At 38.4% G+C, this 17,100-nt stretch carries 13 protein-coding genes; 10 read left to right on the top strand and 3 right to left on the bottom strand.

The window, feature by feature from the left end; genetic code table 11:
- Positions 1-19 precede the first annotated feature (19 nt).
- The 5 genes from BUC22_RS14710 to BUC22_RS14690 all read left to right on the top strand — a co-directional run bounded on the left by BUC22_RS14710 (position 20) and on the right by BUC22_RS14690 (position 5,946).
- A complete protein-coding gene (locus BUC22_RS14710; RefSeq protein WP_013378598.1) occupies positions 20-1,768 on the top strand; it encodes a vWA domain-containing protein in 1,749 nt (582 codons plus the stop codon).
- 26 nt (positions 1,769-1,794) lie between these two features.
- Positions 1,795-2,709 (top strand): AAA family ATPase, encoded by a 915-nt coding sequence (locus tag BUC22_RS14705; protein ID WP_013378599.1) that lies wholly within the window; start codon positions 1,795-1,797, stop codon positions 2,707-2,709.
- A 440-nt stretch (positions 2,710-3,149) separates the two neighbouring features.
- Complete coding sequence (locus BUC22_RS14700; RefSeq protein ID WP_013378601.1) at positions 3,150-3,650, top strand: sigma factor-like helix-turn-helix DNA-binding protein; 501 nt, start codon at positions 3,150-3,152, stop codon at positions 3,648-3,650.
- A gap of 500 nt (positions 3,651-4,150) precedes the next feature.
- Positions 4,151-4,537, top strand: coding sequence for a hypothetical protein (locus BUC22_RS14695; protein ID WP_013378602.1), 387 nt, complete (start codon positions 4,151-4,153; stop codon positions 4,535-4,537).
- Between the two features lie 137 nt (positions 4,538-4,674).
- Complete coding sequence (locus BUC22_RS14690; RefSeq protein WP_038351944.1) at positions 4,675-5,946, top strand: tyrosine-type recombinase/integrase; 1,272 nt, start codon at positions 4,675-4,677, stop codon at positions 5,944-5,946.
- Between the two features lie 495 nt (positions 5,947-6,441).
- Here the strand turns inward: BUC22_RS14690 and BUC22_RS14680 are convergent, their stop codons facing one another.
- Positions 6,442-7,935, bottom strand: coding sequence for a hypothetical protein (locus tag BUC22_RS14680; RefSeq protein ID WP_013378604.1), 1,494 nt, complete (start codon positions 7,933-7,935; stop codon positions 6,442-6,444).
- A 276-nt stretch (positions 7,936-8,211) separates the two neighbouring features.
- Between BUC22_RS14680 and BUC22_RS14675 the strand changes: the two genes are divergently transcribed.
- From BUC22_RS14675 to BUC22_RS14655, 5 genes are all read left to right on the top strand, one after another.
- Entirely contained in the window at positions 8,212-9,228 is a 1,017-nt protein-coding gene (locus tag BUC22_RS14675) for an EAL domain-containing protein (RefSeq protein WP_013378606.1), read from the top strand.
- Positions 9,215-11,722: a VWA domain-containing protein gene (locus BUC22_RS14670; RefSeq protein WP_041689797.1), complete on the top strand. Its 2,508-nt coding sequence runs from the start codon at positions 9,215-9,217 to the stop codon at positions 11,720-11,722. The genes BUC22_RS14675 and BUC22_RS14670 overlap by 14 nt, the downstream gene beginning before the upstream one ends.
- A gap of 109 nt (positions 11,723-11,831) precedes the next feature.
- Positions 11,832-13,349: a SpaH/EbpB family LPXTG-anchored major pilin gene (locus tag BUC22_RS14665; RefSeq protein ID WP_013378608.1), complete on the top strand. Its 1,518-nt coding sequence runs from the start codon at positions 11,832-11,834 to the stop codon at positions 13,347-13,349.
- 2 nt (positions 13,350-13,351) lie between these two features.
- The gene (locus BUC22_RS14660; RefSeq protein ID WP_013378609.1) at positions 13,352-14,188 is read left to right on the top strand and encodes a class C sortase; all 837 of its coding nucleotides are present in this window, start codon (positions 13,352-13,354) and stop codon (positions 14,186-14,188) included.
- A gap of 224 nt (positions 14,189-14,412) precedes the next feature.
- Positions 14,413-15,426 carry an aminomethyl transferase family protein gene (locus BUC22_RS14655; RefSeq protein WP_123876021.1) on the top strand — a complete coding sequence of 338 codons (1,014 nt, stop codon included), beginning with the start codon at positions 14,413-14,415 and terminating at the stop codon, positions 15,424-15,426.
- An 80-nt stretch (positions 15,427-15,506) separates the two neighbouring features.
- On the opposite strand, the gene BUC22_RS22220 is transcribed toward BUC22_RS14655, so the two are convergent.
- Positions 15,507-15,962, bottom strand: a complete 456-nt coding sequence (locus BUC22_RS22220; protein WP_013378611.1) for a helix-turn-helix domain-containing protein — start codon at positions 15,960-15,962, stop codon at positions 15,507-15,509.
- Positions 15,963-16,334: 372 nt separating this feature from the next.
- Complete coding sequence (locus BUC22_RS14645) at positions 16,335-17,000, bottom strand: hypothetical protein (RefSeq protein WP_013378613.1); 666 nt, start codon at positions 16,998-17,000, stop codon at positions 16,335-16,337.
- Positions 17,001-17,100: the final 100 nt, after the last annotated feature.

Genomic DNA, 17,100 nt, shown 5'->3' with positions numbered 1-17,100 from the left:
ATGGAAAAAGAGGTTCAATATGAACGAAAATATACATTGGGAATATGATGACTGTGAATTTGATAACAGGGTTTCAAATCTGATGTGGACGATTTGCGGCGATTACACAGCACAAATGGGGCCAAAAGAAAAAGCAAGTTTATCAAAAAATATTGCACTCTATTATGGGATTATGGCAGGCGGTCGTCGGAAATTTATTGATTGGCTGAAAGTAAACGGTTATGTAAAAGGTCGAATCAGACAGAATTTCAATCTTGAAAAACTTCAAACTTTAATCTTTTTAGCGGTGAATCCAATGGTAATCAGACAGATATCCAAAGAGCGTCCGGGTGTAGCAGACATTCAAAAAGAAGCGTGTTCCGAAATCGTTACACTGCTTAAAAATCCAAAATCACAACAGTTTTTAGATTTGGTAGAATTTGCGATTTTTGAAGCATTAGCCGAAATTAGCAGCAAAGCAGAAAAAAACGTTCTGGCAATGAGCCAAAAAATTTTAGAAATCTCACGATCGGATACCACTGAAGAATTTATTAATGGGGTGGATAACCTTTATATTGAATGGCAGAATGTCAAAGAGGTAGAACCTATCCAGTATTTACTGGATGAAAACAGCAAAAAAGAAGTTATTAACACCGAAGAATTCATTAATAAGTCTGTTGATGATCTGCTTCAAATAAAAGAGCTGAGAGAAGTGGAGCGGGAAGAAGATAATCGTGAGGAAGAAGAATGGGAGATTGGAAAAACGGAGGTAGTCCTTGTTAATCAAAATGATGTTGATAATATGCAGAAACAGGTCGCGCATTTTTGCGGAAGTCCCTATTTAGAAATTTATCAGACTAAAAAACTTCAAAATACTTTATGCAAGGGGGCACATCGTGATTGTTGTTTGCATTTTACGGATGGTGTTTTAAGAAGTAAATGTGATAGTGATTTCAAGAAAAAATATGCATTAAGAGACCAACACCGCAATATCAATGTTTATCAGGAAAATTTGCGTATTTATACGCGGACGATAAAAAGACTCCGTGACGCGTTATTACGTACTTTAACGATGGAGCGTTCTAAGTATCCTGTTCTGAGCGATTGGGGAAGTATTAATGCAAGAACAGTATGGAGAGTTGGAAAAACTCCGACAAGTCGTCTATTTGAGCATTTTGAAAGTAATGATAAAGGCGGGTTTGTTGTTGACCTCCTTTTAGATAGCAGTATGTCTCAAAAAGGGCGTGAGCCGTTAGTGGCGATTCAAGCCTATATCATTGCAATGGCATTACTAGAATCTGGAATACCTTGCAGGGTGACTGGTTTTAATTGTTTTATGAATTTTACAGTCATGAAGCGTTTCCGAGATTATTCCGATTCAATAAAAACGACAGAAAATATATTTGAGTATTACTGCGAGGGTAGCAATCGGGATGGTTTGGCAATTCGAAGTATTTGTGACGGATTATACCGACGTAGTGAAGAAAATAAAATATTAATTATTTTAAGCGATGGAAAGCCCAATGATGTTCATATGGAATCAACGGATAGAACAAATCCATTTAGGGGAATATTAGCATATAATGGAGGATTGGGCGTTGCAGATACGGCAAAAGAAGTCCGTGTTGCCAGGCAGCGAGGAATTTCAGTGTTAGGCGTTTTTACAGGCGATGAGCGTGATCTGGAAGCAGAAAAACATATATATGGCAAAGATTTTGTTTTTAGCCGAAATATTAACCATTTTGCGGATATTGTCACGACCTATTTAAAAAGAGTTATTACAAATTAAGATTACTAGAAAAAGGATAAAAGAAAATGACTATTTTTGAAAAATTAGAAGAACAAGGCGTTAATGAAAAATTAATCAAGGATGTTGAATGCTTTAGAAAAGAGTATCTTGTTGCTGAAAATCTTAAAGATCGTATACCAAAATGTGAAACGATTTTTTACGGAAAGGATATATGGTCAATGTGTATTACCGCTATATTAGAGGGTGAAAATATTCTTTTGAGTGGGCCAAAGGCAACAGGTAAGAATGTTTTGGCCGATAATCTTTGTGAGGTTTTTGGAAGACCTCAATGGAACACATCATTTCATGTTAATACTGACAGTACAAGCCTTATTGGAACGGATACATTCATTGACAATGAAGTGCGTCTGCGCCGCGGATCTGTTTATGAATGTGCAGCGAATGGCGGATTCGGTGTTTTCGATGAGATTAATATGGCAAAAAACGATGCGCTTGTTGTGCTCCATTCTGCACTTGACTATCGAAAAATTATTGATGTGCCAGGATATGAAAAAATTAGTCTTGATCCCGCGACACGCTTTATTGGTACGATGAATTACGAATACGCAGGAACAAAAGAATTGAACGAAGCATTAGTATCCCGTTTTATGACTATAGATATTCCTCAGATTGATGAAGAAACGCTAATGGTTATTTTAAAACAAGAATTTTCTGATGCAAAAGAGGATATGTTGCGACAATTTGCTGGAATATTCCTCGATTTGCAGGAAAAGGCAATGAACTCAGAAATTTCAACTAAATCGGTGGATTTAAGGGGAATCATGGGAAGTTTGAGAACAATACGACGTGGTTTAAAACCGATGCTTGCGATTAATATGGGTGTTATCGGAAAAACTTTTGATCAATACGAAAAAGAGATTGTCTATGATGTTATCCGAACACGAATCCGAGAGGATTGGCTACCTGAGGATATATTTTAGATGTATTTTTTTGTTATGATTGCGCTTAAATTCGATATCTTATTTTAGAAAAAAGTAAATCAAAAAGTAAATCAATAAATATTTTAATAATTAATATAATAAATATCTTTATTCATTATATTATGCTTAAAAATATTGCTTATCCCACCTAAAAATGGTAGAATAATAGTATCTTAAGAAATGCTTAAAGAAAAGAGGGAGTAGAAATAGGTATACCTAAACAACAAAATGAAATATTCTATATTATTTTTATATTTTAACTGTTTGTTGTATATGTAATAATAAAACGCTTCTAAGTATTTTCTAAAACTAAAATTTTTACATTGTGTAGGGCACGCTTATTTCACTGAGAAATATCGTGCCTTTTTTTTGCGTTACCCTCGCGGTCCGCCTCCGTTTAATTTGAACTTTAAAAATCAAATTGAACGGAGGATAAAACCATGAAAGCAACTGCAAAATGTTTTGTTAAGAATGAGGTCGGCCAGTATGACGAAATCACTTACGATGAGCTTTGTAAGTATTGTGAAGCTTACCCAGAGGAGTATGCAAGCAAAAAATTCTTTCCATTACAAGGGATGCTTTTAGAAGTAACACCAGAACAGTATAAATCTTTATATCGAGATTTAGAAAGGCAAAGATACTTAAAAAACTTAGATGATTATTATAATCCTATTTCACTTAATGAATTAAAAAACGACAAGAGTATGCTCATTAAGGCAAATGTAGATGTTTTTAAAATTGTTGAGACAGGAATGTTATTGGAATCGCTAGAAAATGCGTTAAATCAGCTTAACGAGCAGGAAATGTTCATCATTAACGCGTTGTTTTTTGAGCAGAAAACAGATACAGCACTTGCCCGGGAAACAGGCATACCCAGATCAACGATTACCAGTCGAAAAATAAAGATTCTCAAAAAGTTAAAGAGCATTATTGAAAAGTAAGTAATTCACGAGCCTAAACCTTTTTGGTTTAGGCTCGTTTCTTAAGAAATCAAAAAAGCTTCGACGCTTTTCAGATTTTTTCCTATATAGATATAAGAGGATAAATATTAAGATCAGAAAATTGATTTTAAAATGATCACAATATCCATTTGAAAACAATTGTTTCAAATCCTTTTAGGTCTTTGAAAACTGAATTAAGATTATTAAGGTAGACCCCTTGATCCGGCAGTGAGCGACGTTAGCGCAGGCGCATTTGCGGTCAACTACGGCTATAAAAAATTCATGGTAGTATTTTTTGCAAGGATACTGGAGAAAGGGCAATGCGACGGTTATGTGCTGCTCTCTATGCAATATGGAGAGAGGGAAGATGGGTTCGCTTTACCTTCGTCGGTTTCTAACCAAAACCGATGCCTTAATAATGCCTTGTCGGTGGTGTATGGCAAACCGACATAGAAATAAATTGTTTAAAACATCTTTTTAATAATGAGAGGTGCCTATAAATGGACAACAGTATTTTAAAGATACAGAATGAAATATTAAGCAGAAAAAATATCTGTCACGAGCTTATTATAAGAAAAAAGAGCGCGACAATTGAATTAAATAACGTGACTTTAAAAAATGCTGTTAAAAAAGAGCAAGAAGAATATTATTCTAACTTACTTAAAGCGTTAAATGTGACAATCACAAATGAATCAAGCCGACTTCAGAAAAATTATGATAAAGAAATACTTGGCTCCAAAGAATTAAAAGATTTCTTTCAGGTTAGCGACAAAACGATTCAGGAAAAACTCTACCACGACCCTACTTTTCCTTCGATTTTTATCACGTCGAAACGTAAAGGAATAACGCCGCTAAGGTTAGTTGTATATACACTGGCTAATACATAATTGCATTGCATGAAAATATATTATACACTGTTGGTGTACCGTATATTTAAAAAATGACAATGTCAGATGTACTGGAAGCTAGAAGAAATGCAATACTTAGTGCGATTGAAATATTGAGATCAAAAAAGATCGTGAGTATGGAAAGCATTGATAACCAAAGAAGAGAAAAAGGGAGCGGTGGATTAAGATATCGTGAGGAGCGTAAAATATGGGAAGCTTCCATTGATTTAGGGATTGATTCAAATGGAAAACGAATCCGAAAGGTGCGTACTGGAAAAACAAAAGAAATCGCTTTTAAGAACCTTGAAACAGCAGTAATGGACCATTATTCCAAATTGGAAGAGACGCTTCACAAAGAACTTCTTGAAATAGAATCCCAGATTGAAAAAGAAAAAATAAATAAAAATGGGATTCTCTTATCTGAATTTTACAAGGAATTTGTCAATCAAAAAAAGCGTGGTTATGTGACGGACCGGACGTTAGGAACCTATGTTGATAATTATAAAACAATCCAAAAATATCTTAAGAACGTTACATTACAGGAGACGGTTGATAATATTGAAATCTTTGAAAAGTTTGCAAAAGACTTACTGCTTGGAAAAAAGCCGATAGTAAAGACTACTTTTTTAAGAAAACTAAATTTTATTGAACAGACATTGGATTATGCAGTTAAGAAAAAATTGATCGAAAGCAATATCTTGAAAAAAGAAAAACTTGAATTGCCGTTGTGTAAAAAGAAATCGAGAGTGGTAAGAGAGGTAAGTGTTGAGGATTACCATAAACTTATAGAATGCAGCCGAAAAGAAAATTTCTTTGTTTATGTCATGGTTACGGCTTTGCTTGCAACGGGGTTGCGTATTGGAGAATTGGCAGGCCTTAAGATACAGGATATAGATAAAGAGAATAAAAAAATAGCGGTTACAAAGACATTGACCTATAATATCGAAATTGACGAGGACTTTAACATTACAAAACGTGGTGTCATTACCGTTCCGCCTAAGACAGTATCGGGAAACCGATTCGTTTATGTACCGGATGAGATTATCGACAATTTTATCAAACTGCATGAAAGTTATCGTGAAGATAAAAAACTTATGGAAAAAATCAGGCAGAAAGGAAATAAAGATTTTATTTTTATTAGCCAACGGGGAACCGCTGTACAACCAAATGTGCTAGCATTAAAACTTAGAAACTTTGCGGAGCGTTGCGGAATTGAGGGGATTCATCCCCACCGCTTTCGGCATAATTTTGCAACGGCAATGGCACGTGGAAAGGTATCGCCTACTGTTGGTGCAAAAGTTCTGGGACATTCCAATCCAAATATGTTTTTAAAGGTATATACGGATGTTAATGAAGAAGATAAGAAACAGGCATGTAAGGCTGCGGTCGAAATGATTCAAGGTTTATAAAAATAGTCAGTATAAACTAAAAAATAGTCAGTAAGCTAAAATTTAAAAAAAGAAAAACTTCAAAAACCTAGTATTTATGCGGGGTTCAGGACTCTCCAAAGTTGTTGGACTCTGAGTGTACTCAAGTGGCTATAAGAGGTGCCCCTGCTAAGGGTATAGGCCGTTAACACGGTGCGAGGGTTCAAATCCCTCCTTCTCCGCCAGACGGTATAAATACTGGGTTTCAGAGATTCTGAAACCCAGTTTTTTATGTGCAGAATAAAACGTTAGCCTAAAAAAGAAAATGATGTGAGCCTTTTAAATAAAATAATAGACATCTAACCAATAAATGAAAAAAAGCAGGCCAATCAAGCAAATTTGCTTGGTTGGCCTGCTTTTTTGTACCCCAAATGAAGAGCTTTATTAATGCAAAGAAGTCCATCAACTATCAACTGTCACTGAGATTACAGAAGTAAACTATAACGCTTTTATTTTCAATTAATCAAACTTACTGCTTTAAATAATTTTTCCTTCACTTAGCGCCTGTAGAATCTGAAGATTATATTCTTTTTGACGATGTTCAATAGAGTAGTTGTTTGTTACAAAGAATTTACTTGCATCCATAGCCATGTTAACAAGGTTGACATCGTCCCAAAAGATAATTTGGTATTCACTGGGAAGATTAGTGGTGTTAAAGATGAGACTCCATAAGTTTCGCTTTACCCAGACGCAGGGAGTCCCCTTTTGATAACCATTTGAAAGGAGCATTGCCCTGACATTGGGGTGATCTTCTAAAAATTCAACGGTTTCGCTTAAATGTTTTCTATATTGGTCAGGAGTTTTTTGAATCTGCCGGTTCGTAATAGCTGAAAGCTCATATTCGATATGGTATTCAAAAGAAAGGGCTTTTTCAAGCGAACCCAAAATCAAGTTATAAACGCCAAGATAATTTGTTGGTGTTGAAGTCATGATATGACGGAGGCTAGTATAGTAATGTATGCATCGATTTCGAACATTGCCATGTATATTATTATTATCTAGAATTTCAGAGAGTAACGCTGCACTCATTGTCGTAACGCTGGGATAGCTGCCATAAAAAAGAAAGTCTTCTTTTTTTGTGCTGAAAAAATTTATGTTTTCTAAAATGTGATCAACGTCTTTTGCGGAGCTAGTTACAAGTACCCTGTTTCCATATAATTGAACGACTTTATCAAAAAGTTTTGAATACTTATGCAGGTTAAGAGGATCTGAAAAGAAGTTGGTATGTATAGGGATAGAAGGTTCATCGCTATCCAGGCCGATAGATACACATCCGTCACTTACCAAATAGATGCATGGTAAGAGACCCTGAATGCGGTCATTGTCAATGATGTATTTATGTATGTTTTTGTGAAAGCGGAGCCCCCCTACAGCTGAAATAAAACCGATATAGTTTGGGCGGAGCTGGGCAGAAGAAAAAGCGAAATCAATGCGGAAGTTTTTTTCAGCCAACTGTTTCAAACGTGTGACAACACTTTTTAAATAAACGGGGTCACGACAGAGCCAGGATATTTGCTCCAGCTCCAGTATTTTAATAGTGCCCGGAACAACCATTTTTTCAGCTTGACTTAAGACCAGATCGAGGGCCTTTTGTCTTCCTTCGACGCCTGTAAGCACTTGATGTGAAAGGTTCCTTTCCTGTGGAGCAGCTTCAGAATCCTGTTTGACATCTAGTGGTGTGCTGAGGTAAAGCTTTAAAAAATCATAGATTTGCTTAGGGTTATCAAAAAGTTCATCGGGATATAAGTCGTATAAAAAACCTACGAGTGGCCTTTGCGGCAGAGCATTATTCCGTTCAATGATCAGAGACAGAATGGGATCAAAATAAGGGGAACGCGGTGTAAGTTTACGACTGCCTGTGCGCCATTTACTGACCGTTGTTTTATCAATATGCAGGTATTCTGAAATTTCATTAAGGGTAATATCAAGTAAAGCCATAACCTTGCCAAATCGTGTTCTATTTTTTGCCATTATCAGATCCTCTTTTCTTTTTTAGCGTTCGGGTTTTTGGTAGCTTTTGCATATTGTAACACCATAATTGGCAATGTTCAATGTCAATTATGGTGTTAATGCCATTTTTCAGATAAAAATGGCACCAAACAAAATATTGCCAATTTATTGCCAAGTGCTATATTTCTATATTCAAAACGAGTTTGTTTTTGTAAAATAACATCAGATGATCTTGATAAGGCTGTTTCTTTTTTAAGAAAGGATCTTAAATAGATCAGGGAAGGAGACATTTATGATATGGAAGAAATCATTATATCAAGCACCATAACATTTATACTTACGTTCTTTGTTTTCTATATACTCTCAGTAAAAATAAATAAACATAAAAAAGGATTAAATTTTAGGCAATCAAGAAAAAATATGCCAGAGAAAGAAAAGACAAGTAATGTTACGAATGAAGTGAGAGAGACTAACATATGCAGACAGGACGAGGAGGTATTCATTAAATATATGACAGACGTTTCAATGAATGCCGCTCTTGAAGAAAAAGCTTTTGAAGCTTTTTTACAGCCTAAATATGAGCTTAAAGGTGAAACTATTGTTGGTGCTGAGGCTCTTGTGCGCTGGATTACAGAGGGGGAAATTTTTCTTTACCCCAATAACTTTATCCCTTTCTTTGAGAAAAATGGGTTTATTATCAATTTGGACTTATATATGTTTGAAAAAGTATGTGAGATTATTCATTCATGGCGTAGTGCGGGAATTAAAGAGGTTGCCGTATCAATTAATTTTTCAAGACGACATTTGGCAAACGAAGGCTTTGCGGAAGAATTAGGAAAAATTGCTGACTCTTGGAAAGTACCGCGAAGTCTTTTGGAAATTGAAGTGACCGAAAGTATAGCAATGGAAAATATCGTGCAGATACAGCGTTCATTCGCAGCGCTTCGGAGATTGGGGTTTTCTGTGGCTTTAGATGATTTTGGAAGTGGCTATTCGTCTCTTGGCTTCCTTAAGAATATGCCCATTGATACAGTGAAGCTAGATAAATCCTTTTTTGATAGGATTGAAAACCAGCAGAAGTTTGAGACAATTATTAAGCATATTCTGTTGATGGCACATGAGCTTGATTTAAGGGTCGTGGCTGAAGGGATTGAGACTGAAGAGCAGGTAAACCTATTGCGGCATTTTGACTGCGATATGGTTCAAGGATTTTATTATGCAAAGCCAATGAAAGAAGCGCTTTTTAAAGAAGAGTTAAAAAAACAGTCTAAAGAAATGGAGGTTGATTACAGTGCTACGTATGCGGTTTTATAATAGAAAAAAACCAAAAGATATTTTTTCAGAATTAAAATTTTGGATAAATAGAAGCATCGCAATGCTAACAATAATATTGTTTTGTTTTGTGTTTTTATTAAGTGCGGCCAGCAATGCCGATGCGGCAGGAGCTTACTCGAATCAGGTGATTTACAATCCGGAATTCCAGACTTCGGACAGCACATTACTTTCTTATAGGAAATCCATTGAGCAGAGTGATAAAGATACTTTCAGAATTACGTTGGAAGCAGTTACCGGTCAAGATATAAAAACCATTGGCGGAAAAAGCGGATCAATTGTGCTGGTTCTTGATAACTCGGGAAGCATGGGGTGGGGGAGTTCGCCCACACCGGCGGATTATGCCCGGGACGCTTTAAAAGAATTTGCAAATGAATTTTTAAAAAATGGTAATTCAGGAAACAAACTTGGGCTTGTTACCTATTCCAGTGGTTCTGGAGTTCCAATCTATGATGCTTATGATGAGATTAAATATGTCCAGGGATACTCAATGACGGAAAATTCCGATATATTCGGGCAGGTAGTTGATGGGCTTCAGACACCAAGCGGTGAAACGGATGTACAGATGGGCATAAAAACAGCCAGAGATATTCTGGCAGCAGACACATCTGGCAATCCGCAGTTTATTCTGGTATTCAGCGATGGTGCGACTAACCGCTCAGCCCGCCCAACATCCGCCGGTGAGCTTGGTGGTGCAAATATAAGTCCCTGCACCTTTGGGGACAAAATATACGATATGACTTTTAAGTTTGACGGTTTTGACTATGGGGCACAGGGCAGCGCTGTCTATAATGATGGTGTTTACACAACTAATGGAAATGTCAATGCCCATACGGTGGCCGCAGTGTCAGAAGCACTGCTTGCCAAGGATCAGGGAATTGATATTTACAGCGTATTCTATCATAATCCTGCGCTAAATGATTTAGAGTACGGAGCAGGAGTATTTGTTATGAAAAACAGTGCGTCTTCTGGACAATATACAGAAATTTCACCGGGAAATGCTGGTGCTTTTGCTGAAATTTTTACAGAAATCGAAAAACAGATTCAGGAATCAATTGCCCCATGGTTTGTTGAAGATCCTATGGCCGATTATATTGAGTTTGCGGGTTTTGCCGATGAGCAAACATCATCGGAAGCATTCTTTGATGCGGATACAGGTATATTGAAATGGAATCTTCTTGCGGTTAATGGTACCCCGGAGGAAGCTGGAAGGTTCCGCTATAAGCTTTCCTATAATGTTTTTCTGAAATCTGATGATGAAGGATTTGAAAACGGAACCGACTATCCAACCAATGGAAAAACAACGCTGACATATCAAAAGATAACAGGAGAGATTACGGAATCCAATACTGTAGATTTCGAAGTCCCCATCGTTAGGGGGGATTCAAGTAACATGAATCTCATCCATGTTAAAGCTTTGGATATGATTGCCTATCAAGAAGGAAACTCCACTTCGGGCGACCCATTTCCACGTCCTTATTTCGCTTTCTTCTGGGATGATAACGGGCAGCCAGGAAAGGCGCTGATATCGGAAGAGCTCAATGCACTAAACTATACTATTGACGGTCAGCCCTTTGAGGAAGGCAGCCACACATTTTTTATCTATCCTTACCCATTCAGATCTCAATATGTTAATGAGCAGACTGGGATTGTGCACAATGACCCGCGGGCACTTGACGAAGCACCGGGAATTTATCAGATCAAGCTTACGACACAGGATTTTGAAACAGCACATCATTATACTGTCAATGCTTTTGATACACAGGGAAAGCAGTATGATTTTAGGTTATCACAGGAGGGCAGGCTGGAAGTTCGAGCGCAAAGTGAAACGCCAACACAGTACACACCTTATACAGCAGGACCACTGCCGGAAAATTTTGAATCAGCAACTCCGGCAGTGTTTGTGGAAGCGGAGGCCCAGCTTTACAATACAGCAGGCATTTTATTGAACGCATCACAAATAGCCAATGTTACACTGATGTCAGATGGTGTTTTACCGGATGAAGCCAATGGGATTGCCAGCATTTTGAGCCAGAGGGCAGATATGGAAAATAAAACTTATGAAATGAAGTATTTACAGCTGGTTGATAATGAAGATGGAAATATTGTTGTCGAATCGAATAAAGATGTAATAATTTTTTATCCGTATCCACAGGGGATGAACCATAACGATGATTTTATGGTTTTCCATTTCTATGAAACCAACCGGGCCGCAGGAGAGGCTCCGGTTTATACAAGCAGCGGACCACTTGCGATTACAAAGCTTACAGGGGGAATTCAGTTTACAACAAATGGAAGCATGGAAGGCTTTGGACCGTTTGTGGTAGCTTATTCAAAAGCAAATAACGGTGTCAGCGCAGAGCTGCCTGAAGCGGGAGGCCCCGGGAATGCAGTCTTTGCAGCGGTAGGGATTTTGATGAGCATTGCTGGAATAGGTATGGTATTGCTGATATTAAAAAATAAAAAAGTAATTTGAGGTGATTAAAATGAGCGGAAGAATGTGATTAAAGCAAAACATACACACAATAAAATAATAAAATGGATGAATTAAAAATAATTCTATATAAATAAAAAGGGAGAAAATTATGTTGCAAAAAATAAAAAAAATAAGCTTTTCCAGCTTTTTGGCAGTCCTCCTGTTTTTAGCCGCTGGACTGACAGCCTTTGCGGCTCCGGTTACTGCTGGAAATGGGAATTTGACAATTGACAGTATGGGAAATACAAAGCAGTCCTTTGAAAATCGAACCATCAATGCTTACAATCTGTTTACAATTACAAGTGTCAACGGTGAGAATATTGTTTATGAGGTCAATCCAGAATTTAAAACAGCGCTGATTGCCGTAACAAATATTGAAACAGCAGGAAAAACAGATGCGGAAATTAATGCAGCCTTGGTTGATTGGCTGGAAGGCGCAATGCCTTCAAACAGCCAGGAAATTAAAGAGTTTGCCCAAAATTTGAAGAGCGAAATCGGTGTGGCAGAACCAACAGTAACTGTAACAGGTATGGCTGGTGCAACAAATGTTGAGTTTTCCGGCCTTGACTGGGGCTATTATTTGATTGTAGATGCAGATGACATAAGTGCAAATAGCAGAATGGCGGCCTCCTTTCCGATACTGCATTCCTTTCATCTGAATAATGAAACAGTCTATGTAAAAAGTGACCTGCCTGCCATTGATAAAACCGTCAATGGGAAAAGGGGGACTTCAGCGCAGATTGGTGATACCGTAAATTATACTATTACGGGCAAGGTACCAAATACGACAGGCTTTGGGGACTATACCTATAAAATTTTCGATACATTTTCTGAAGGACTGAGCTTTAATAACGATCTTAAAGTAAGTGTGGGTGGGATTGACGTGACAGCTACGACCGTTGTTACCACGCCAGATGCGCCCCATACCTTTACTGTGGCTGTCCCAATGGTTAATGGAACAGGGGCAGCGATATACACAATCGGTGAGGAGGTCATAATTACTTATACAGCAACTGTAAATGAAAACGCAGCAATCGGAGAAAGTGGAAACAATAATGATGCCAAGCTTGTTTATTCAAATGACCCAGGAGATGAAAGTCTAACCGAGATTTATGAAATACCAGAGCTTCCAAAGGTCTATAGTTTTGGGCTGAACGTAAATAAGATTGATCAAGATGGAAATCCGCTGGATGGTGCTGTTTTTACATTAAGCGGAAATAGCAGTCAAGCACCCTACTATGCAAGCTGGTCTGGTAATTCCGGTACAAATGGAAGCTTTACCTTTTATGGTCTTAAAAGTCTTGAAAATTATACCTTAACAGAAACGGGGAATCCAACAGGTTATAAGCCCCTCACGGCGCCAATAACCTTTAATCTTGAAGCGCAGTATGACACAGTGGGTGCTTTGGTCACGGTAGAAGCTAAAAATGTATCTGGCGGATATACCATTGACGTAACCCCGGCAGATAAAGGAATTCTTGAAATGACAGTCGTAAACATCTCAGGTTCTAAACTGCCAAACACCGGCGGCAGCGGTACAATAATGTACTTGTTAATCGGAGGTGTTCTAATTGGAAGTGCGGTTGTCCTGCTGGTTGTCAGCCGAATTAAAAAAAGGAAAGTCTAAAAATGAGACGGCGTTATTCCATAAAACGCTGGATAATACCAATCGTGGCAGTGTTTATGATGGTGGGAGGGCTGGCTGTTTTTCTTTATCCAGCCCTCTCCAATTTTCTGTTTGAGTATGAGCAGCGCAGCGCCATTGCCAGCTATAAAAAGCAGGTGGCAGAAACCGACTCGAATAAGCTGTCAGAGATGGCGTCCAAAGCGCAGGAATATAACAATGCGCTTCTGGAGCTGCCATCGCCTCTTGTGTCCGCTCAGCGTGATCTGACAGAGGGTGATGATATTTTAGACTTAGGAGCTTCTGGTATTATTGGATACATCGACATCGAAAAGCTGGGGCTCCATCTCCCGATTCGGCATGGTACAGATGAAAAAACCCTCCAGACTGCTGTGGGACATTTAAAAGGAAGCAGCTTTCCGATCGGTGGACAGGGAACGCATTCAGTGCTGGTTGCTCATAATGGATTGCCAAGTGCGAAGCTTTTTACGGATATTGATCAGTTGAAAAAAGATGATGTTTTTCGCGTAACGGTTCTTGCACAGGTATACGATTATAGAATTGATCAAATTTTAATAGTTCTTCCTGAAGAAGTGGAAAAAGAGCTTGCCATTTTGCCGGGCGAAGACAAGATTACCTTAATGACCTGTACCCCTTATGGAGTCAATACGCATCGGCTGCTGGTACGAGGAACAAGATATTTACCGGAAACAGATGAAAAAATGTCGGGAAAAGTTCATTCAGATAGTTTTTGGGGGGGCATTATTGGAATGGTACTGCTGAGTGTGTCAAGCGCAGGTGTGATTTTCTGGTTTCAAAAACACAAAAAAGAAATTCATTAAAAAAGAAGTATATTTTAGCCTACATTTTATAGGGGATTTCCCCATAAAGAACCTATAAAACGCAGAATTGAAAAGCTTGTCAAAATTCGCTATCATATATTCAAACAAAACATCGCGGCGATTCGGAATCTGGGGAGTGATGGCCTGGTGGCTAAAACTGGAAATTCCTTAAAGAAACCCAAAAGAAACGCGAGGTGAATGTTAAGAATATGGAGGAAAAACCAATGCGCAAAAATGAAACAAATGTAAGAAAAGAACACGAAGCCATCAGAAATAGCGTAGGATACTATGATTTTACACATCAATTACTGGAGGTAAAGGGGCCCGACGCTCAAGCTTTCCTCAATAAAATGTTGGTTGCATCCATTGGAAAAATGGAAATAGGAGAGGCTAAATATACCACGATGCTCAACGATGACGGAATCATTATCGACGATGTTATTGTATTTCGCGTCGAGAAAGAAGTGCTCTGGATATCGACCTTATATATCGATGCACTGATCGCCTGGTTTGATGCCCACAAAGAAAATGCCAAAGTAGAATATCGCGATATTACAGAAAAAACCACAATGTATGCGGTTCAGGGACCAGACTCCAGGGCTGTGTTGAATGATTTTCTAAAAGACAATATTGACAGCATGAAGTACTTTACCATTGAAAATAACATGGTTGGTGATATACCAGTAAAGATCGCAAGAAGCGGATATACTGGAGAACTGGGGTTTGAAATTTACTGTTTTCCTGAAGACAAGACTTTCATTGAAGAAAAGCTTGCTGATAGTGGCAAGCAATTTGATATTAAAAAAATTACAACGGATGTTATTATAACAAGCCTGCCCCGGGAAAAGGGATTTGTATTGATGAGTGATCTGGCCGGGACGAATCCCCTGGAAGCTGATTTCGGATGGACAGTCGACTGGAATAAAGATTTTGTTGGGAAGAGTGCCCTGGAAAAAGTAAAAGCAAATGGAGCAAAAAGAAAGCTTATCGGGTTTACTGTTGAAGATGATGCAGCTCAGGTTAAACCTGGAGCTGATGTTAAAGTTGGTGGAATCGTCGCAGGAAAGGTTACAATGTTCACCTATGGATACACTGTTGAGAAAAACATTGGATTTGCATTGGTTGATGTGGACAAAGCAAAAATTGGTGATGCTGCCGTAGTCGGTGATGGCATAGATGCTGTGCTTTCTGAGCGGGTATTCTATGATCCGGAGAATAGACGAGTCCGGGGAAAATAAGAAAAAATAAGGGTATAAGCATCTGAAAGCTGCCGCCGGGTTGTCCTAGCGGCAGCTTTTAGATGGTAGAGGTGTCTGCGCTATTTTTGATAGGCCTTTAACAAAATATTTAACAAAAGTCTATAATCCGGATCATCTAAACTGCCGGCGAGGACCGATGATATGTTTTTAATTCGGGCAATCAGGGTGCTGCGGTGGATACCCAGTGTCTTAGAAGTGTTCGTGATGCTGAGACTGCTGTCGAGATAGACTTTCAGAGTCTCGACGTATTTGACACTGGAGGACTTATCGTGTTCGATCAGTTCCAGTATCTCAGGAGGATAGAGCACGTCCAGTGGAAATTCTCCGATGCATTTTGTGGTCATATAACTGAGCAGGCAATCCGAAAAATTAAAAATCATTTTGTCGGGGTTGAGAGCATACCCAATCTCAAAAGCACAGCAGGCTTGACGATAATAAAAATAAGCCTGAAATAAATCATTAAAGGGATAGCTGATGCCGGCTTTTAATAAAAGATTTGTTGTGATCTTTTCCAAAGCTTCTGAGAGAGGCTATGTTTTTATAAGAGGTACGGCTCAAATTTATAAAAACAGCAATGATTGATTCGTGCTCAAAAGCTACGCAGAACTCAAAGGATGCTTCTAAAACAGAGCAGATGTATTCAACGGAAATGTCAGTGTCTTCATAAAAAGCTTTGATTTTGATACAGACAAACGTATCTGTGAGATCTCCACCGCGCTGTCGAAGACAATGCTCAAGGGCATTGCGGTCTACAGGGAGCAAACAAAGTAAATCACTCAAAAGTTTTTGAAATGTGTTGATATTGCTTCCCAGAATTTTTGAGTGGCGTGACAGGGCTAAACAGATTTTACCTGAAAGGTATGAAGCAAGAATAAGCTCGCCCTTAGTCAGTGAATGGTGTAAAGGGAAAATCGCGAAGATACCAACGAGAACTTTGCCGTTGAAAATGAGGAGCCCGTGGGAATAAAATCTGATTCAGGCTGTAACGTCTCCGCTTTTTGTATTTTTGCCAGATTTTTGAAAATCATTATGGGTACTTTACCGCTATAATCTGGCAGAAAGCTTTTGCAGGTTTTGCATGACATTTCCCTTGTATAAGCCAGATAATTCATCTGTCCATCAATGACAGCCATAAAATTATTAAAAACTGGCAGGCTCACGTCAATCAATTCCTGAATATCGGCGGTCGTTTCCAAAATCTTGTCCAGAGCATCCGCCCACTCATTGTACTTTCGGTAAATAGCCTGTACTTTATTAAACAAGGTAAGGATATCCGGCGCTGTCTTGACGATGAGCAAAGAGAATTCACTGTTAAAATACCAGTTGGGCGGGCTTCCGCCCAAACAAATGAGCAGAGCTGGTCCTTCAAGCTCTGGAGAAGGCGGCAGCTGGTCGGTTCGTGCGATATAAACGTGGTCTTTTTTAAAGGCAGACCCGCCCCCAAGATAATGTTCAGGAAGATCTAGAGATAAGTTTGTCAAGGTGCAGCCCGCGGCTTCAACCTTATATATTTTACTTAAAGCCTCAAAAAGAATATCGGTATTTAACTCCATATGGCTCTCCTCGTATATTTTGTAGGTTTGAGATAGTGATAAATAGCATTAAATGTTGGTTATTAACATACGTTAAATAAAAAAGATGGATTCGTTTTCA

It is taken from the genome of Eubacterium callanderi (genome assembly GCF_900142645.1).
GTDB lineage: Bacteria > Bacillota > Clostridia > Eubacteriales > Eubacteriaceae > Eubacterium > Eubacterium callanderi.
Note: the sequence above shows the minus strand (reverse complement) of the source record. Positions and strands in the feature narration are given on the sequence as shown.